This is a genomic window from Deltaproteobacteria bacterium (assembly GCA_029860075.1).
Lineage (GTDB): Bacteria > Desulfobacterota > JADFVX01 > JADFVX01 > JADFVX01 > JAOUBX01.
On record JAOUBX010000020.1, the window covers coordinates 26,703 to 45,528 of the forward strand.

Here is an 18,826-nt window from a genome sequence, read left to right on the forward strand (position 1 = left end):
GGGACTGTCAATACCATTTGGGGGCTTTCTTTATCTTGATCTGCTTTGTGTGTGGAATTGGAAATATGCAGGAATAAAACCTCTGTTTGTTTATAGAAGAGATAAATTTATGAAGAATCGTTTTTATGAAAGAATAAACTCTTTTCCTGCTTCCATGAGCGATTTGAGCTTCTGGTCAGATTCAGCTTCTCCATAGAGTCTGACGACAGGCTCTGTTCCCGATTCACGCATAAGAAGCCAGCTTTTTCCATCTTCCATGAGAAACTTGGTGCCGTCAAGCTTGTTTACTTCCATTACCTTAAATCCGGCAAATTCGTCGGGGTAGGAATCGAGTTTTGTCTTAAAGGCGCTCTTCTTTTCAAGTGACAGGTGGATATTTTCCCTTTTGGTAACAATAGTTCCCACCTCCTTGTAAAGATCGTAGAGCAACTCTTTTATCGACTTTCCACCGCTTGCAACCATCTCGGTTACAAGGAGGCATGCAAGGATGCCGTCTTTTTCAGGGATATGGCCTTTAATGGAAAGGCCTGCACTCTCCTCGCCGCCGATGATGATTTTATCCTGGCAGATATACTCGCCGATGTATTTGAAGCCGACAGGAGTTTCGTACACCTCGATGCCGTGATTTTTTGCCACGGCATCGATGAGGTGGGTCGTGGCAACGGAACGCGCCACAGCGCCCGTCCATTTTTTACTTTTGATCAGATAGTCGAGAAGAAGGGCGATAATCTGGTTCGGTTCAATGTAGCTTCCGTCGCTGTCGACAATGCCGAAGCGGTCGGCGTCGAGATCGGTTGCAAGACCGATACAGATATCATTATCTTCATTGACAAGGTCTATGAGTTCCTTGATGTTTTCCTCGGCCGGTTCGGGAGGGTTGCCTCCGAAATAGGGGTCCAGGTAGCCATGAATAGTATTTATCTTGCACCCTGCCTCAAGAAGAACCGTATCCAGGTAGCCTCTCGATGTGCCGTAAAGAAAGTCTGCCGCCACCCTGATTCCCGCTTTCTTTATCATATCGAGGTCAATCTTGCTTTTCAGGTTTTCCAGGTATTCATCTCTCGGGTCGATGGACTCTATAAAATGACTGTACTTTCCCTCTTCCATGGAAATTTCCCTGTACGCCGCCTCACCCATCATCTGATTGGCCAGTTCTTCTATTCTTTTCGTTGTTTCAGGCAGGGCAGGGCCCCCTGATGCAGGAGAAAACTTAAGCCCGTTATATTCTGAAGGATTATGGCTTGCAGTGAAGTTAATGCCTCCGTTAAGGCCACGCTTGATTATTTCATAGGAAATAACGGGCGTCGGCACGTCTCTCGTGCAAAGGTAGGCTTTAATTTTGTTGGCGGCAAGAACCATGGCTGCTTCTTCGGCAAACCGCTGTCCCATAAAACGGGTATCATAACCGATGATAATCCCTTTCCGGGCTTCGTTGCTTTCTTTCAGGTAGTCGGCAATGGCCTGACAGACGATTCTTACATTGTCTACAGTAAATTCATCGGCCAGGATTGCACGCCATCCGGAAGTTCCGAATTTTATCTTTGTCACTTCATCCTCCCAAAAGTTAGAACGATCTTCAGTTATTCCGAGGATTATAGTTCTACAATTTTTATGAGTCAAGGATAAAGGATTCACCTTAAGGGAGCCAAGGGGTTTCTTTTCCGGAAAAATAATTAAACTTTTGATCGCCTTTTCATATAAAATGGCTTTTTTGAAAATGGGATCAGGGGATATCTGAAAAGGACTGAATTGAAATATTTTAGTGTGTCTAAAACGCTTCAGTGGGGTGTATAAAAAGTGCAACAGTCATGATTGTGCTGATGCTAAAAGGGGTGTTTTCGTCCTCTTTGCTGTTAAAAAAGGGCAAAAAATGAAGGAAATTGCATTGGCATGCAATTTGTATTGTATGGCCCTGTAAAAAGATTGACTTTTGCTAACTTAATTAATTAAGGGTGTATGTCATGTATCAAAGAACGATAGCCGAATCAGTTGGATGTGTAGGAATCGGGCTTCATTCCGGCAGTAAGGTAAGTCTCAAGGTAAGGCCTGCGCCGGTAGATAACGGGATAGTCTTTATAAGGACTGACCTTCCTTCTTCACCGACCATAAAGGCATCCGTTGAAAATGTTGTCGATACGACACATGCAACGACCATAGGCAGAGGCGATGCGAGGGTGTCGACTATAGAGCACCTCATGGCTTCTTTCGCCGGCCTTGGTATTGATAATGCCTTTGTCGAGGTTGATGCGCCTGAAGTGCCGATAATGGATGGCAGTGCCGGTCCTTTACTCTTTTTAATAAAAAGCGGGGGCATAAGAATTCAACATACGAGCAAGCGCTTTCTTGTTATCAGGAAGACCGTCAGGACCGGAGACGAGCATGGCTGGGCCGAGCTTTCACCTGCCAGGGAATTCAAGGTTTCCTGCTCTGTTGACTTTGATCATCCCATGTTGCAGAAACAGGCCTATAAAATGAATTTTTCCGATACAAACTTTGAAAAGGAATTGAGTATGGCCAGAACCTTCGGTTTTCTCAATGATGTCGAGTACCTCAGAAGCCGGGGACTTATAAAGGGCGGTTCTCTTGACAATGCTATTGTAATTGATGATTTCAGGGTTTTAAATGAGGGTGGGTTAAGATTCCCGGATGAGTTTGTGCGCCACAAGATGCTTGATGCCATCGGGGATATTTCTATTCTCGGAATGCCGGTAATAGGTCACCTTTCCCTGCACAAGTCAGGTCACAGGCTGAACTTCGAGTTGGCTAAAAAGGTAATTAATGATTCCAAAGCCTGGAAAATTGTTGAACTCAAGAAGAAAGAAAAGGAAAAGGTCAGGTTCAAGGTGCCTCAATTCGGTATGATGAAACCTTCCGTTTCCTGATAGCAGAGGTAATATAAGACCGGAAAGGGCAGTTTGATACTGCCCTTTTTTTATTTACCGCTTTTTAAGCCCCGGCAGGCCTTTTCCCCGCAGCTTAAGGCGGAGTGGCTCTTTATATCTTTTTGGTGCACTTGATATTTCAGTCAATTTTTTAACCCTTTTCCCTATTTACTGTTTGACATGAAGTTTGACCATAGGTTATATTCAGCAAGATAAAGCGGGGCTTCTTTTCTTGTTTCAGCCGGTTTTATGGTGGCTGTTTCTTACTTAAATCATTAAAATAATAAAGGGCCCTTTGCCGCAAATGGAGGAAATGCAGCTTGAAAAATATTGCCGCCCGGATACTTTTATCATCATTCCTGTTTAATCTGTTTTTTCCTCTTTATCTCTTTGCTGCCGAGCCTTCTTCATCGTCAATTAAAATTATTTCAAATATTGATGGCGCCAGTCTCTATCTCGATGGCAAGGATACGGGCCTTGTAACGCCTGTAAGTGAACCTTTAGCGGTAGAAGCCGGCTATCATATGATAAGAGTAGAAAAAGAGGGCTTTACCGGTTGGCGCAAAGATCTGATTTTGACTGCCGGTGAACAGATGGAGATGGAGGTTGTATTGTTGCCCCTTGAGGTATCGGAAGGGCAGAAAAAGGCCTTTAAAAATATGGACAAAAAACCGATCAACAAGCGATGGTGGTTCTGGGCCATTGTTCTGGCGGCTGTTGGCACGGCCATTGCCAATGATGACTCCACTGCCGATGGAGGGGCGGTCGTTGTCGGCTGGTAATTAAATTGGATGGGATTACTGCTATGAAAAAAACAGGGCTTGCAGCGTTATTAACATTCATTTTCTTGTTTCTGATCGCTTTTCCTCTCCATGCCATTGTGGGGGATATGGATGGATCAGGGACCGTTGATGGAAATGACCTTGCGCTTTTTTCACTGACTTTCGGCGCCGGTAAAAATTCACCTAAATGGTCTGCGGCGGCTGATTTTACCGGCAGCGGTTTCGTCGATGGCGAGGACCTTTCCTCTTTTGCGCCCAATTTCGGCGCCAGCGGCCTTGGTTCCATCGCTGCTAACGTTATCTGGAATGATGGCGGTACGCAGGGGAGGAGGCTGGGAAAAAGAACGGCAGCCGGTGAGAAAGCTTCCCGCAAGGTTGCTGATATCAGCAAAGTTCTCATTGATATATCCGGTCCTAATATGAGGTCTCTTTCGGCAGAATTCCCCTTTGCCGATAAAACAGGGTCTTTATCAGATGTTCCGGCAGGTTCAAACAGAACGCTTACCGTTTCCGGGATGAATGCGGCAGGAGCAGCCATATTCAGAGGCATGACGACAATTATCGTTTTCGAAAACAAGACGACCCATGTGTCGCTCTATGCCACTGAGGTTAAGCTTGAAACGGCGATTAAGCCTGTTATGGCAGGGGGGTTTGGTCATTCTCTGGCGCTTAAGTCGGATGGGAACCTCTGGGCATGGGGGCTTAATGATGAGGGGCAGCTTGGTAATGGGGTCACAAGCTCTACTCCATATACGTCACCGGTTCATACTTCACAGTTAACGGAGCTAATAGGGGTAATCGATCTCGATTCGGAATCGTTGCATTCTGTCGCTTTAAGGTATGATGGTTCCGTGTGGACATGGGGAGATAATGAATGTGGGCAGCTTGGCAATGGAGCGGCTGTTTTTTGTGATTACAGTTCACCTTCAGCTGGCAACGAACCTTCACCCTTCAGGGTTGTATCTTCAGTTGATGGGAGTGTTTTTGGAAATGTCAGCGCCGTACAGGCAGGAACAGCCCATACTGTGGTGCTAAAAAATGACAGCACCGTCTGGGACTGGGGTGCAAATGCTTTTGGTCAATTAGGATATAATAATTTTACTTCACATGTAACCAGACCGGTCCAGGTCAAAACGAATGCAAGTAATAATCTTACCGGTATTATGGCAATCTCCGCCGGAGCAGACCACAACCTGGCCCTTACACCGGATGGCACGGTCTGGGCATGGGGTTATAACGTTTATGGTCAGTTGGGTAATGGTTTATACGACAATATGTCTGTAGCGGCGGTGGTGGGTGATGCCGGTTTTAAGAATATAACAGTCATTGCCATAGCGGCAGGATCTTATCACAGCGTGGCACTGGATAATCACAGCGCTGTCTGGGCATGGGGAGATAATTCAGCGGGGCAGGTTGGTATCGGAAGTCCAGGAGCACCTGAAAGCTATCCTGTTCAAGTCCCTCTGACAGGCGTAAAGGCGATAGCAGCCGGTGATTTTTTTACACTGGCCCTTAAAACGGATGGAGCGGTATTGGCGTGGGGAAGGAATGATTATGGACAACTCGGTGATGGCACACTTTTGGATAAGCCTTCACCAACGGTTATTTCCGGCTTGCCAGGTGTTGAAGCTATATTTGCTGGAGATGAGCATGCTCTGGTGATGGAGACCAATGGTTCTGTCTGGGCCTGGGGGAGTAATGAGTTTGGTCAGATTGGTGACGGAAATCAGGGGGATGGTGATGTGACAAGCCCCATAATACCTGCAGATTACCAATGGACACCTACTCTTGTGCCCAATTTGGACCTTCTCAATTAATGGCCTCTTTTTTCCCTTTTTCTCCTGTCCTTTACTTTCTCCCCTTTCCTCATTGACACAACACGCTTCCCCTGCTATTCTTTGCCGATGCGTTATTTTCCCATAAATGTTGATCTGCAAAACAGGCTTTGCGTGGTTATCGGCGGCGGTAAAGTCGCTTACCGTAAAGTTCACTCGCTTCTAAAGGCAGGGGCAAAAATCAGGCTTATTTCCCCCGAGATAAAAGAGGGCGTCAAGTCATTCGTTGATGAAGGAAAGATCACCTGGGTCAGGAGGGAATATGAAGCGGGAGACCTCGAAGGAAGCACAATCGTTTTTGTCGCCGTCGATGATCCTGCCGTTGGCGCCGTGGTGGCTGAAGAGGCAAAAAAGTTAAACCTTCTCATTAACGTTGCCGATATTCCACAGCAGTGCACCTTTACGCTCTCTTCTTACATTGAGCGGGGCGACCTTCTGTTTACCATTTCCACGGGTGGAAAATGCCCTGCCTATTCGAGGCATATGAGGCACACACTGGAAGAGATCATCGATGATTCCTGCGGTGAGGTTCTTGACATTCTGGCCAGGACGAGGCAAAAAATTTTGGAACAGGGTGTTGAGTCTGATAAGTGTAGAGATTTATTGAATAATTTGATAAAAACAAATATAATGGATCTTGTGAGAGAGGGCAAGCGGAACGAGGCTGAAAAGCTGGCGGAAGAAACCATTGCCCGGGCTGCTCTCCATTAGAAAAGATAGAGACGAATTGCATGGATTTAGGACTGACACTTTTCAGATTTGCCACTACTTTTTATTTGACAGGCACCGTTGCTTACGCCGTTTATCTCTTTTTCCCCAAGAAATGGGCTTACCGGACGGCGTCACTGAGCCTGCTGGCAGGTTTTATTCTGCATACGGGCTGTTTTACTTCCCGCATCAGGACCATAGGATTTCCTCCCATCACTAACCTTCACGATGCCTTGTCCTTTATGGCATGGGCCATTATCGGCATTTACCTTATCATTCTTATCTGGTATAAAATAAGGATTATCGGCGCTTTTATTTCACCGCTGGCGCTGGTCCTTATGCTTTCAGCCTACTCTTTACCGAAGGACATTGCCCCTATCGTCGTTCCCTACCTGAAGACTTTCTGGCTGCCTGCCCATATTATTCTTGTTTTTTTCGGCAACGGTTTTCTTGCCGTCGCTTTTGCCGTGGCAATTATGTATATGATCCAGGAGTATCAGCTTAAATCCAAAAAAATAGGTAAGCTTTACCGCGCCCTTCCTTCACTCGATATTCTGGATAATGTGAATTACAAGTCCCTTCTCTGGGGCTTTCCTCTTCTTACGCTGGGTGTTATTTCAGGCGCCATCGTGGTTCAGCAGATGCAGGGAGGTTTGCTTTTGTGGGGGAAGAGAGAAATATGGACTTTGATGATCTGGCTGCTTTATGCCGTCCTTCTCCATGGCAGGATCTATTCAGGCTGGAGAGGCAGAAAGGCGTCAACCATTTCCATTGTGTCCTTCATCATTCTCCTGGTTACCTTTTTCGGCATAAATTTGACGGTAGGAGAGGGCTTCAGGTTTCACTGAGCAGATGGATTCATGAATATAGTTGTTGTAGGATTAAGTCATAAAACGGCCCCTGTAGAGATAAGGGAGAAGGTCTCCTTTCCTTCAGAGAAAATGCCTGATTATCTTCACGACCTCATTGACAGAAAAGGGGTGACCGAGGGAGTTATTCTTTCCACTTGCAACCGCGTCGAGGTTATAGCCATAACCTCCCATATCCAGGACGGTATTGAAGAACTGAAAACCTTTATTGCCGAATCGAACGGGATTTCCAGGGACCGGCTGGCTAATCATCTCTATAGCCATACTTCTGAAGATGCTATCAAACATCTCTTCAGGGTTGCATCGAGCCTTGATTCAATGGTTGTGGGTGAACCCCAGATACTGGGTCAGATGAAGGATGCCTACCAGTATGCCCTTGAACATAACGTAACGGGCATTATCCTGAATAAACTTTTCAGCAAGGCTTTTTCCGTAGCAAAACGGGTAAGGACGGAAACCAATATTGCGTCAAGCGCTGTTTCCATCAGCTATGCCGCTGTCGAACTGGCAAAAAAAATATTTGGAACCCTTGAAGATAAAAGAGTCATGCTTATCGGCGCCGGTGAAATGTGTGAACTGGCGGCAAGGCATTTTATTAACAGCGGGATCAAGGAAATCCTTGTTACCAACAGGACCCATTCAAGAGCGGAAAAGCTGGCCCGGGAATTTGACGGCAGGGCCCTGCTTTTCGAGAATGTTTACCTCGATCTCGATGAAGTGGATATTATACTCTCCTCGACAGGTTCCCCCCTGCCCATCATCAATGCCCGGCAGGTGAGTGAGGCCCTGCACAAGCGAAGGAACAGGCCCATGTTTTTTATCGACATTGCCGTGCCGAGAGATATCGACCCGGACATAAACAAGCTGGATAATGCTTATTTGTACGATATCGATGATTTACAGGGTGTCGTTGAATCGAACAAAAAAGAGAGGGAGAAAGAAGCGGCGGCGGCGGAGAAGATAATCGAGGCAGAAATAGGGCAATTTCATGCCTGGCTGAAGACCCTCGATGTTACGCCCACCATTATCTCACTGAGAGAGAAGTTTAATAAGGTAAGGGCGCTTGAGATGGAAAAACTTTTGGAAAGCTAAATGGCCTGTCGGAAAATGACAGGAAGGCAATTGAATCGGCGACGGCGGCCATGATCAACAAAATTCTCCATATGCCCGTATCGAACCTTAAAAAGATGTCCGATACGGCAGAGGGTGACCTCTACGTTGATTCGGCGCGAAAGCTCTTTGATCTAGACTGATATTAGAAAGGAATATTATGAAGAAAAAGATTACCATTGCGACCAGGGGCAGTATGCTGGCTCTCTGGCAGGCAAACCATATAAAGGATTCCATCGAGGAAGCGCATCCCGGCACAGCTGTGGAACTGCTTAAAATCAAGACGACGGGAGACAAGATACTCGACGTTCCCCTGGCAATGGTGGGGGGAAAAGGACTCTTTGTCAAGGAAATTGAGGAAGCGCTTATCGATGGCAGGGCAGACCTTGCCGTACACAGTCTTAAAGACGTTCCTACCGAGTTGCCCGAAGGTCTGGGACTGGCTGCCATTACAGAGCGGGAAGATTCCCGGGACGCTCTCATATCGAATGGAAAAAAGACCCTCGCTGAGTTGCCGGAGGGCGCGAAAATCGGGAGTTCTTCCTTAAGGCGCCAGTGTCAGCTGCTTAAGGTAAGGCCCGACCTTAATATTGTTTCTTTAAGAGGTAACCTCGATACGAGAATTAAGAAGGTCGAGGCCGGTGAGTTTGATGCCATCATTCTGGCTGCGGCGGGTATGAGACGCCTTGGCTGGGAGGAAAGAATTACCGAATGCATCTCACCGGACATTCTCCTTCCTGCCATCGCCCAGGGGGCGCTTGGAATAGAAACAAGAAATGACGACGGCCAAACCAATGAAATTATTTCTTTTTTGAACCACAGTGAAACAGCGGCGGCAGTAAAAGCTGAAAGGGCCCTTCTTAAAAGACTCGAAGGGGGCTGTCAGGTGCCTATCGCCGCTTACGGTGAACTGGAAGATGAACAGCTTCGCTTGCGTGGTCTTGTGGGCAGCCTTGACGGAAAGACACTTATTACGGATGAACTGAGGGGACGGGTGGCTGAACCCGAATCACTTGGAATTGACCTGGCTGAAAATCTTCTCGACAGGGGCGCCGGTGAAATACTGGAAGAGATCTATAAAATGGATCTTGGAAAGTGAAACTTAAGGTCCTTGTAACAAGGGCCGAAGAACAGGCCGGAGAATTTGCGGGCGCTTTGCAATCCCTCGGATTTGAACCGCTCATTTTTCCAGTTATAGAATTTCAGCCCACGGAAGATAAGGGCATAGTGGAAAGGGCTTTCCGTCATCTTTCTTCCTATGACTGGATATTGCTGACCAGCGCCAATGCCGTCAGGTTTTTTATGGGTGCCCTTAAAGAGAGGGGGATAACTCTTTCGTCTCCGGGGGATGTCCCTGTTTGCGCTGTCGGTCCAAAGACAGCTGAAGCAGCGGAAAAGGCGGGTATTACTATTGACCTTATTCCTGATAATTTCCAGGCCGAAGGCGTTATCAGCGCTTTTCAGGGTATCGGGATAAAAGGTAAGAAAGTATTGTTTCCAAGAGCGGAAGCGGGTCGGGAGCTTCTCCCTGATGCGCTGGCAAAGCTGGGCGCCCGGGTGACGCTTGTTCCCCTTTACCGCACCGTTAAACCTGAAAGAAAGGAAGATGAACTTAAGGGTCTTCTATCAAAAGGGGTGGAGGTAATTACTTTTACCAGCGGTTCTACGGTACGAAATTTTCTCGATATTCTCGGCAGGGAAAACCTTGCTCTGCTGGCCGGTACGAAAATCGCCTGTATTAGCGAGGTGACGGCCGGCATTGCCGAAGAAGAGGGCCTCAAAACGGACATTATCCCTTTAAAATCTACAACGCAATCACTTGCCCATGCCATTGGTAAATATTTTACGGGCTAGCGGTTCTATTCCCTCCTGCCTGCCCTAATTAATGGAGAAGCTTTCACCTCGCTGCGCCGCTGTTTGTGGCGTAGCGCTTGATTTACTCCCGTCATTTTGTTAAGCAAGACAGCTCAAAAGCGTTTACAGGCAAAATCTCTTAAAAAGGCAATCTATAGTCATTCCTTGACTGAAAGAACAAAAAAAAAACCTCTAAAGCAATATCTGTCGCAAAAAAAGCAATATCTGTCGCACAAATGTGATTTTTTTTTGCTAGGCTTTCTTTAACTGGTTATTTTCCCGGTCATTCAATAGACGATTTTTTGCTTATGAGCAGGCACGGATTTTGATCTTCTCTTTGCCCCTGCCCTTAAGCGGCATAAATTCTTGCCAGGGCGCTATGGCCCGAAGCTAAGGGTTCATAGCGCAGCTTGGGAGGGGGTGGTGCATATCAATGTGTAATACATTTAATTGCCCCTTTAAGTCAATGTAACTATTTCCTGAATGATTAATGGAGAGTTTCATGGGGTTTGAAAATAAGAAGTCTTGTATGAATGCTGAACACGTTAATTCAGAATATTTGCTGAAAAAAGAGAAAGTCTTCCGGAGCATTTTCGAAAATTCGACAATCGGTCTGGCTATGGTTAGTCCCGATGGATTCTTCCTCCATGCAAATAATGCCTTATCTTCTATGCTTGGCTATTCAAAGGAGGCGCTGCTCAAGAAAAACTGTTTCCACTTAATTGTTAATGATGACATGGAAGATGCCCATGCCTGCCATAAAATGATGGTTGATGGTGGAATAAACTTAATTCAATTTGAAAAGAAAACCTTAGCAGATGATGGTTCCTTCCTCTGGTTGCAGATAAGCTCAATTCCCGTGAGAGACAAGGCGGGAAATATTGAATACTACATAATTCAGATAGAAAATATTACCGATCAAAAAGCAATTGAAGAATCGCTTAAAGACTCGGAATCAAAGTGGAGAGATATTGCCCAAAATTCGCCTGATCACATTGTGCTGCTAAATAAAAAGCTGGAAGTCATCTATATAAACCGCCCCATGTATGAACTTTCTACCGAGAAAATTCTGGGCTCCCGACTCTTAAACTATATTCCACATGAGTATCATGATGGCGTCGTTGACAGTTGTATGAAAACCTTAAAAGATGGCAAGACACATACTTTTGAATCAAAGTATTTTGTTGCCGGCAATGACCTTGGGACTTTTGAATCAAGAGTAGGGCCTCTGCGTAAAGGCGGTGAAATTGTCTCCCTCGTTGTGAGCATAAGGGATGTAACGGAGAGAAAGGAGGCTGAAGCGGAGCTCAAAAAGAGTGAGGAGCGATGTTCCCTGGTCATCAAGGGAGTAAGTGACGGTATATGGGACCGAAATCTCCAGACCGGTGAAATTTATTTCTCTCCCCGATGGAAGGAAATGCTCGGTTACAAAGACGACGAAATACCTGATCGCTATGAAGAGTGGGAAAAGCGGGTTCATCCTGATGATTATCAATATGTTGTCAAAGATATTAATGATCACTTTCAGGGGGAGGCCCCCTTTTACATGAGTGAATTCAGGATGAGACATAAAGAAGGCTCATACCGGTGGATACTTGCAAGAGGAGCGACCATAAAAGACGGCAAGGGGAAACCTACCCGCTTCGCCGGGTCGCATACCGATATTACGGAGAAAAAATATATGGAAGAGGAGTTGCTTAAGGCTCGAAGAATTGAGTCTATCGGCCTCCTGGCCGGTGGCATTGCTCACGACTTTAATAATATTTTAACGGGTGTTCTTACCAATATACAGGTAGCCAAAGATTGTCTGGATGATTTTGAAAATTATGAAAATGATATCTCCACCAGTCTCGCTTATGCTGAGGCGGCGACTTTGCGGGCCACCGAGCTTACCAAACAGTTGCTTACTTTTTCCAAAGGCGGGGCGCCTACCATAAAGTCGGCTTCTGTGGCAGATCTCATTACCGAAACGGCCTCTTTTGTCCTGAGGGGCTCTAATGTAAGAAGGCGGTGCATTATTCCGGAAAATCTCTGGGATGCAAGAATTGATACCGGGCAAATCAGCCAGGTGCTGAACAACCTTCTCATTAATGCGAAACAATCGATGCCGAAAGGGGGCACCGTTTCAATCAAAGCGGAAAATAAATTTGTTGATGACGACAGCCCCTTGCCTCTGGAGCGTGGAAACTATATAAAAATAACGATAAAAGACAGGGGTACCGGAATATTGCCTGAGAATATGGACAGGATATTTGATCCTTACTTTACAACAAAGGGAGAAGGAAATGGCCTCGGACTGGCTACATCCTACATGGTTGTCAAAAAGCATAAAGGGCATATTTTTGCCGAATCAAAGGCCGGAGCAGGCACTGCCTTTTATGTCTATCTCCCGGCAAGCAGCGAAAAAGCTTCCCGCAAAAGCTCTGTCAAAGAAAAGAATGCTTATCAGGGAACAGGACGGGTGCTTCTTCTTGAAGACGAACAGATTGTTGCCAACTCGATAAAAAGTGTCGTCGTAAGGGCAGGGTATGATCTGCAACATGTTGAAGACGGTAAAGATGCCATAAAAATATATAAAAAGGCCCGTGAAATAGGGGAGCACTTTGATGTGGTCATGATGGATTTAACCATTGCAGGCGGTATGGGAGGCGTTGAAACCCTGAAAAGGCTGAAAAAAATTGATCCACTTGTAAAAGCCATCGTTTGCAGTGGTTATTCTGAAGGAGATGTCATTTCCGATTATGAAAAATACGGTTTTTGTGATGTATTACCCAAACCGTTTTCAAGAAATGAAGTTCTGGAAAAGCTGGATAAGGCGCTCAAAAAAGCACATTAATTCTTTTTTTGTACAGAATATTTTAAAAAAATAACCTCTATTATTAATTAAAAGATGAACAAGTATATTTCAGGTCTTCCCATTCTGCTTGTCGATGACGAAGAAGACATCCTCCACGCCTATAAACAGGCTTTGAGGAAAGCATTTTCCCATGAGATTATAACCTTCACAAAAGGCCGTAAGCTGCTTCATTTTCTTGAAAATAATGAAGCGGCAGTCGTTGTGCTTGATCTTTTCATGCCTTCCATTTCAGGGCTCACCCTCCTCAAGGAAATTGCTGTAAAATTTCCCCTTCTGCCGGTAATCGTTATGACCGGTACAGGCGAAGTTGATACGGCGGTAGAGTGCATGAAGGAAGGGGCCTTTGATTATCTGACTAAACCGGCTGACAGGAACCGGCTTGTTTCATCCATAAAAAAAGCGATAGAAATGGAGGAACTGCGCTCTCAGGTATCGTCACTCAAGGAGTATCTCCTAAGCGACAACCTGGAGCATGAGGAAGCATTTAAGTCGATCATTACGCGGAGCAAAAAGATCCGTTCCATTTTTCAATATATTGAAGCCACAGCCCCTTCCCCGCAACCGATTCTCATTACCGGTGAAACAGGGACGGGCAAGGAGCTTTTTGCCGGCGCCATCCATGAAGTCAGCAGTCTGAGAGGCGCTTTTGTTGCCGTCAATGTTGCCGGCCTTGATGATAATATGTTTTCCGATACCCTTTTTGGCCATGCAAAAGGGGCGTATAGCGGGGCTGAACAGTCGAGGAACGGTCTTGTAGAAAAAGCGGCAGAGGGAACCCTTTTTCTCGATGAAATAGGCGACCTGTCTGAGTCTTCCCAGGTCAAGCTTTTGCGCTTATTGCAGGAAAGCAGTTATTACCCCCTCGGTTCGGATAATCAAAAGATAAGTAATGCCCGGGTTGTTGTTTCCACCAACAGAGACCTTTCAAAAATGGTGTCACAGGGGCTATTTAGAAAAGACCTTTATTATCGCCTTAATTCACACAAAATTTATATTCCTCCCCTGAGGGAAAGAACCGGTGATACGCCACTCCTTGTCAAGCATTTCATTAAGAAATCATCCTTTATTCTTAAAAAGAAAAAACCGACACCTCCCAATGAACTATTTGACCTCCTTTCTGCTTACCATTTCCCCGGTAATGTGAGAGAGCTTGAGGGAATGGTTTTTGATGCCGTAACAAGGCATAAAACAGGTATCTTGTCTACACGAAGCTTCCGGGATTCAATCAAGCTGGAAACGGAGAAGAATCAGGTCATACATTCAACCGTCAATGATCATACCCGTGTCAGACTTGAAGTCTCGGGGCGTCTCCTCACACTCAAGGAAGCGGAAGAACTCCTTATCAGCAAGGCCATGGAAAAGGCCAACAACAACCAGCGCCTTGCATCAGAAATGCTGGGCATCACACGGCAGGCCTTAAATAAACGTCTCATTAGAAAGAAGCAGGTGAGTAATTAAAAAGGGGTGAGACATCATTTTCTTTGTCAAAAAATGTCTCTTTAACCGAAAGATCAACGACGACTGCCATCTTGCTAATCTCTTCTCAAATATCGCAATATCCGTCGCTCCCCCCGGGAAAACCATAACGGACCTGTCCGTTATAAGTACTGGATTTATAAGAGAATAAAAAAATCGTTAATGTGGCATTGTTCCTGCTCTAATAGTATTCAGTTTAAGAGAATCTCTAATAATTTTGGACAGTTGTTAATAGGGAACAGCTTAAGGAAAAATGGTGGGGAGATATTTACCTGTTGATGATGATGATCCTCAATGCCCGTTGGCAGCAGTAGCCCCGGCAAGGGCCGGCTGCAGAATTTGTGAGGCATCAAGCGGTATGGAACTTCATTTTGAGAATTTGCCGGTCCCGCTTGTAAGGTTGATATCCGGGATTTCAGGCCGGTCTCCATGACGGCGAGGAGGAAGTCGAAAGGTGCTGGAAAATATTCTTAAAACATCAATGATATTAAGGAGAAAACTATGAAGTGCCCTTATTTTGCTCTATGGGAAGTGCCTGTCAGTAAAGCCATGATTGCCGTATGCAGTGAAGTTCAAAAAAGCTACGGCCAGGCCTTCTATTCTCCCTCCATGTTTCAGGTCAAGGAGTATTGCAAGGGGGAAGCCTATAAGCGATGCCCTTTCTATATAAAGGTTTACAGGGAAAGTTTTTCGGAGCCTTACTTGCCGTCGAAAAAGGATGCCGGACGCTGAACCCGGCAGGTTTTGAACCTGTTTCGCCAAAGCCGGAGAGAAGGTGGGAAGGTCCGGCAGGGCAGTAATCATTTGTGCAAAGAGAGGAGATTTATTCCTTATGGGACAAAGGATACTTATCGTTGATGATGAAAAAAGCTTTGCTTTTGCCGTAAGAAAGTTGCTCGCTTCTCACAATATAGAGGCGGATTTTGCAGAGACTGCCAATGAGGCCATGCTCATGCTGTCAAGAAAGCGGTATGACGTTACATTAATAGATTTGCATCTGCCCTGCGTGAGAGGTATAGAACTGGCCAGGATGGTTCTCTCAAAGTATCCTCATATTAATGCCCTGTTAATGTCGGGTTCAGGGACGATAGATGATTATCTGGACGCTCAAATGACAGGTGTCATGGATTTTATACATAAGCCTTTTGAGATTAATTTTTTAGTCAAAATGCTGGGTGAGATTGCGGGACCCGCTAAGGGGAAGCTGCAGGTTTAGCGGTTGAGATTCATAGTTGAAGAGAGCATTTTCCGAAATAATTGATTTAGCAGCAGGCGCTGCATTAAAAAAAACAAATCTATAAAATAAAGGAGTGGCGGATCATGACTTATTTAACAAAAATCAAAAAAAATATGTTTAACGCTTATTATTTAAAAAAAATTGAGGGGAACAACTGGTATTACGGCAGGTTTTTTGAATTGTGCGTACTTTTCTTTTTCCTGGTGGGTTTCTTTCTGGGACTTACCCTTAGGTCTAACTGATGGCAGAGGGCAAATGTGTGCCGGTCATAATTTTTGCCTGAAAGGAGGTTGAAGAATATTATGGAAGCGACAGAAACAGTTTCAGCTCCGGCAAAGACTGCGGGAGAGCGTCTGGAGGGGGGGAAATTTCTTACCTTTCAGTTGCTTAATGAGGAGTATGGCCTTGAAATATTGACGGTGAGAGAAATTATCGGAATCATGGATATTACGACTGTTCCCAAAACGCCTGCCTACGTGAAAGGCGTTATAAACCTGAGAGGGCAGGTCATACCCGTTATCGATCTTCGGCTCAAGTTCGGCATGCCTGAGGGAGAGTACGGAAAAAGGACCTGTATCGTTGTCGTTAATGTTAACGGCCTCCAGATGGGTATTGTCGTTGATACCGTGTCGGAGGTGATGGACATTGATGCCGAAAATATTGAGGCGGCGCCCTCATTCGGCACCCAAATCAATACGGACTATATACTGGGCATGGGGAAGGTGCAGGGCGCCGTCAAGATACTCCTCGATATCGGTGAGGTGCTCACTTCCGAGGAAATGGTGATGATGGAGGAGATAGCGAAAGTGGCTCCCATAGCCGGGGAAGGAAAGAAAGGCAAAAAGAAGGATGAAGAATAAAACCTTTCTTTGCGCTTTACTATTTAATGGTGGATTAACTTTCTAGCAAACAGGGAGGTAGAAAAATGTTTGGTAATTCGAGTCTTGGGAAAAAACTGATATCGGGATTTATTGGTATCGCCCTGGTAGTTCTTGCTGTCGGCATGGTAGGGTACCGCTCTGCAACAGTTATGGAGGGGGAGACGAAAACAATTATAGAGACAATGCCTCTGGCAGACGCCTCGATGGAGATGATGTTAGCCGTACTGAAAGATGAGTTAGTGATTATGGATATGCTAGAGACTAATGATGCAGAAAAGGTGGAGGAAATATGGAAGGAACATGAGGAAAATGTAGAAAGTTTTGATTCCTTTGCTGATGGAATACTTGGGGGCGGTGAGACGGAAGCCGGAATGATATTCGCAGCGAAGGATGAGAAGTTGAGACAATTGGTGAAGGACGCTGATGAATTTCATAATGGTAGTTTCCAGCCTCTTATCAAGGAAATTCATGACTTGACCGTGGATGAAATAGCGCTTTCTAAAAAGGCTGAAGAGAATATGAGAGACGTAGAAAAAGCATATGACGAGGTTATAGAAACAGCGGAAAGCCTTGAAGGGAATATAAAAAATCGAATTAATTCACTCATTGCGAAAGGTGCTTCTGCCGAAGAGATACAGAATAAAGAAAGCGGATGGGCAGATCTGTCGATGGAGATAAAAACGACGCTTGCCGAAACGAGGATAGTCATCGAAGAGGCGGGCCAAAGCTTTGAGGCAGGGCACCTGGCTGGTCTCAGGAATGAATATGATGAAAAAATAGATGAATTTGATGGCTGGATATCGGCCCTGCTTCAGGGAGGGACTACGGCTGAGGGAATGATTGCGGCCATTGATGTGCCGGAACTTAGAGGTCTTGCCGCTAACCTGGACAAGGTTCACGATCAGCAGTTCAGTCCGGCTGCAGAAAGCTTCTTCTCTGTCCAGAACGAACTTGGCGATATAAGGGCAAAGGAGCATAAACTGGATGAAGAGGCTGATGTTGTCGGCAGCAAGATGATGACGATTTTGGAAGGTGTTGAACAAAGGGCGGGGGCAACTGTTGACGCAACAGCCGAAGAATCGGTGCAAGTAGCTGAATCATCGATTACACAGATATTTTCGGGTATCGTTGCAGGTTTTGTCCTTGCCATTGCATTGGGGATACTTATTACGCGTAGCATTACAAGGCCCATCAATGCTGTTATAGACGGTGTAGCGGAAGGCGCCGATCAGGTAGCATCAGCCTCTGCCGAGATATCTTCATCGAGCCAGTCCCTGGCGGAAGGGGCGACGGAACAGGCGGCTTCACTGGAGGAGACTTCCTCATCACTGGAGCAGATGTCCTCTACGGTGCAGCAAAATGCCGATAATGCCGGTCAGGCGCAGCAGCTTTCGACAGTGGCAAAGGATACGGCTGTTAAGGGGGCTGATTCCGTTAACAAGATGATCGATGCCGTCAACGAGATTAATACGAGCAGTGAAGAGGTCTCCAAGATTATCAAGGTTATTGATGAGATTGCTTTTCAGACCAATCTGCTGGCCCTCAATGCAGCCGTAGAGGCGGCCCGTGCCGGTGAACACGGCAAGGGTTTTGCCGTTGTTGCCGAAGAGGTGAGAAATCTTGCCGGACGCAGCGCCGAAGCGGCCAAAACAACGTCCGGACTTATTGAGGACAGCACGGCCAAGGCTAAAATGGGGAGCGAGCTTGCCACTGAATCGGGTGAAGTATTGAATGAGATTGTATCGAACACGACAAAAGCGTCAGACCTTATTTCCGAGATTGCCGCTGCATCGAGAGAGCAGGCGGAAGGTATCAACCAGGTGACGAAGGCCGTGACCCAGATGGACCAGGTGACGCAGCAGAATTCAGCCTTTTCCGAAGAGACGGCTTCAGCAAGTGAGGAACTGTCTTCCCAGGCGGAAAGCCTCAAAGATCTCGTTGACAGGCTGGGAGAGATTGTCGGTGGCGCCGCAGTAGCCGGAAAAGGACATATCGTTCACAGGGTGGCAGGCAGAGGCGTTGCCGGGCAAAGGGGGGGCGGCGTAAGGAGGGCCGCTGCTGCAAAGGCGCATATTGCTGAAAATATCCATGAAATATTACATAAAGAAGGCCCTGAAAAAGTGCCTGTCAGAAAAGTCGCTCCTGCTAAGGGAGCGACATCAAAAACGGTGCATCCCAAAGATGTCATCCCCATGGATGATGAGGAGTTTAGGGAGTTTTAGTCCCTTAAAAAGCATTTTCTGCCGGGAAAAGGCAGAAAATGCTTTTGTCAAGGTAGTCATGCCATTCAAGGGAGGACCGAAAATAGCGCCTCTCAAGGGACATTATAAAATAA

General features: G+C 46.1%; 14 protein-coding genes and 1 pseudogene. 14 read left to right on the forward strand and 1 reads right to left on the reverse strand.

All coding sequences use genetic code 11. The annotated features are described in order from the left end of the window. Positions 1 to 123: 123 nt before the first annotated feature. Entirely contained in the window at positions 124 to 1,548 is a 1,425-nt protein-coding gene (locus OEV42_08100; GenBank protein MDH3974227.1) for a phosphoglucomutase/phosphomannomutase family protein, read from the reverse strand. A gap of 413 nt (positions 1,549 to 1,961) precedes the next feature. Here OEV42_08100 and lpxC point away from each other — a divergent pair, with 413 nt between their 5' ends. The 14 genes and pseudogenes from lpxC (at position 1,962) to OEV42_08170 (ending at position 18,713) form a co-directional block, all read left to right on the forward strand. Beyond that, complete coding sequence (gene lpxC / locus OEV42_08105; protein MDH3974228.1) at positions 1,962 to 2,882, forward strand: UDP-3-O-acyl-N-acetylglucosamine deacetylase; 921 nt, start codon at positions 1,962 to 1,964, stop codon at positions 2,880 to 2,882. Between the two features lie 320 nt (positions 2,883 to 3,202). Continuing rightward, positions 3,203 to 3,664: a PEGA domain-containing protein gene (locus OEV42_08110; GenBank protein ID MDH3974229.1), complete on the forward strand. Its 462-nt coding sequence runs from the start codon at positions 3,203 to 3,205 to the stop codon at positions 3,662 to 3,664. A gap of 23 nt (positions 3,665 to 3,687) precedes the next feature. After that, on the forward strand, positions 3,688 to 5,481 hold the full coding sequence (locus OEV42_08115) for a hypothetical protein (GenBank protein ID MDH3974230.1): 1,794 nt from the start codon (positions 3,688 to 3,690) through the stop codon (positions 5,479 to 5,481). Positions 5,482 to 5,568: 87 nt separating this feature from the next. Beyond that, complete coding sequence (locus OEV42_08120; protein MDH3974231.1) at positions 5,569 to 6,210, forward strand: bifunctional precorrin-2 dehydrogenase/sirohydrochlorin ferrochelatase; 642 nt, start codon at positions 5,569 to 5,571, stop codon at positions 6,208 to 6,210. Positions 6,211 to 6,230: 20 nt separating this feature from the next. Further along, positions 6,231 to 7,055 (forward strand): cytochrome c biogenesis protein, encoded by an 825-nt coding sequence (locus OEV42_08125; protein ID MDH3974232.1) that lies wholly within the window; start codon positions 6,231 to 6,233, stop codon positions 7,053 to 7,055. A gap of 12 nt (positions 7,056 to 7,067) precedes the next feature. Further along, positions 7,068 to 8,329: pseudogene (gene hemA / locus OEV42_08130) on the forward strand (glutamyl-tRNA reductase). A 14-nt stretch (positions 8,330 to 8,343) separates the two neighbouring features. Next, positions 8,344 to 9,285 (forward strand): hydroxymethylbilane synthase, encoded by a 942-nt coding sequence (gene hemC, locus OEV42_08135; GenBank protein ID MDH3974233.1) that lies wholly within the window; start codon positions 8,344 to 8,346, stop codon positions 9,283 to 9,285. Next, a complete protein-coding gene (locus OEV42_08140; protein MDH3974234.1) occupies positions 9,282 to 10,040 on the forward strand; it encodes a uroporphyrinogen-III synthase in 759 nt (252 codons plus the stop codon). The genes hemC and OEV42_08140 overlap by 4 nt, the downstream gene beginning before the upstream one ends. 529 nt (positions 10,041 to 10,569) lie before the next feature. Continuing rightward, on the forward strand, positions 10,570 to 12,876 hold the full coding sequence (locus OEV42_08145; GenBank protein ID MDH3974235.1) for a PAS domain S-box protein: 2,307 nt from the start codon (positions 10,570 to 10,572) through the stop codon (positions 12,874 to 12,876). A 54-nt stretch (positions 12,877 to 12,930) separates the two neighbouring features. Next, complete coding sequence (locus OEV42_08150) at positions 12,931 to 14,355, forward strand: sigma-54 dependent transcriptional regulator (protein ID MDH3974236.1); 1,425 nt, start codon at positions 12,931 to 12,933, stop codon at positions 14,353 to 14,355. A gap of 519 nt (positions 14,356 to 14,874) precedes the next feature. Then, positions 14,875 to 15,105, forward strand: a complete 231-nt coding sequence (locus tag OEV42_08155) for a hypothetical protein (protein MDH3974237.1) — start codon at positions 14,875 to 14,877, stop codon at positions 15,103 to 15,105. Positions 15,106 to 15,205: 100 nt separating this feature from the next. Beyond that, the gene (locus OEV42_08160) at positions 15,206 to 15,589 is read left to right on the forward strand and encodes a response regulator (GenBank protein ID MDH3974238.1); all 384 of its coding nucleotides are present in this window, start codon (positions 15,206 to 15,208) and stop codon (positions 15,587 to 15,589) included. A gap of 323 nt (positions 15,590 to 15,912) precedes the next feature. Further along, positions 15,913 to 16,470: a chemotaxis protein CheW gene (locus OEV42_08165; GenBank protein ID MDH3974239.1), complete on the forward strand. Its 558-nt coding sequence runs from the start codon at positions 15,913 to 15,915 to the stop codon at positions 16,468 to 16,470. Positions 16,471 to 16,535: 65 nt separating this feature from the next. Beyond that, entirely contained in the window at positions 16,536 to 18,713 is a 2,178-nt protein-coding gene (locus tag OEV42_08170) for a methyl-accepting chemotaxis protein (GenBank protein MDH3974240.1), read from the forward strand. Positions 18,714 to 18,826: the final 113 nt, after the last annotated feature.

Bases quoted from the DNA above. Each gene is read 5' to 3' on its own strand.
- OEV42_08160 (MDH3974238.1), top strand. From the start codon at position 15,206: ATGGGACAAAGGATACTTATCGTTGATGATGAAAAAAGCTTTGCTTTT.
- OEV42_08145 (MDH3974235.1), top strand. From the start codon at position 10,570: ATGAATGCTGAACACGTTAATTCAGAATATTTGCTGAAAAAAGAGAAA.
- OEV42_08165 (MDH3974239.1), top strand. From the start codon at position 15,913: ATGGAAGCGACAGAAACAGTTTCAGCTCCGGCAAAGACTGCGGGAGAG.
- OEV42_08120 (MDH3974231.1), top strand. From the start codon at position 5,569: ATGCGTTATTTTCCCATAAATGTTGATCTGCAAAACAGGCTTTGCGTG.
- OEV42_08115 (MDH3974230.1), top strand. From the start codon at position 3,688: ATGAAAAAAACAGGGCTTGCAGCGTTATTAACATTCATTTTCTTGTTT.
- lpxC (MDH3974228.1), top strand. From the start codon at position 1,962: ATGTATCAAAGAACGATAGCCGAATCAGTTGGATGTGTAGGAATCGGG.
- OEV42_08125 (MDH3974232.1), top strand. From the start codon at position 6,231: ATGGATTTAGGACTGACACTTTTCAGATTTGCCACTACTTTTTATTTG.
- OEV42_08170 (MDH3974240.1), top strand. From the start codon at position 16,536: ATGTTTGGTAATTCGAGTCTTGGGAAAAAACTGATATCGGGATTTATT.
- OEV42_08150 (MDH3974236.1), top strand. From the start codon at position 12,931: ATGAACAAGTATATTTCAGGTCTTCCCATTCTGCTTGTCGATGACGAA.
- OEV42_08155 (MDH3974237.1), top strand. From the start codon at position 14,875: ATGAAGTGCCCTTATTTTGCTCTATGGGAAGTGCCTGTCAGTAAAGCC.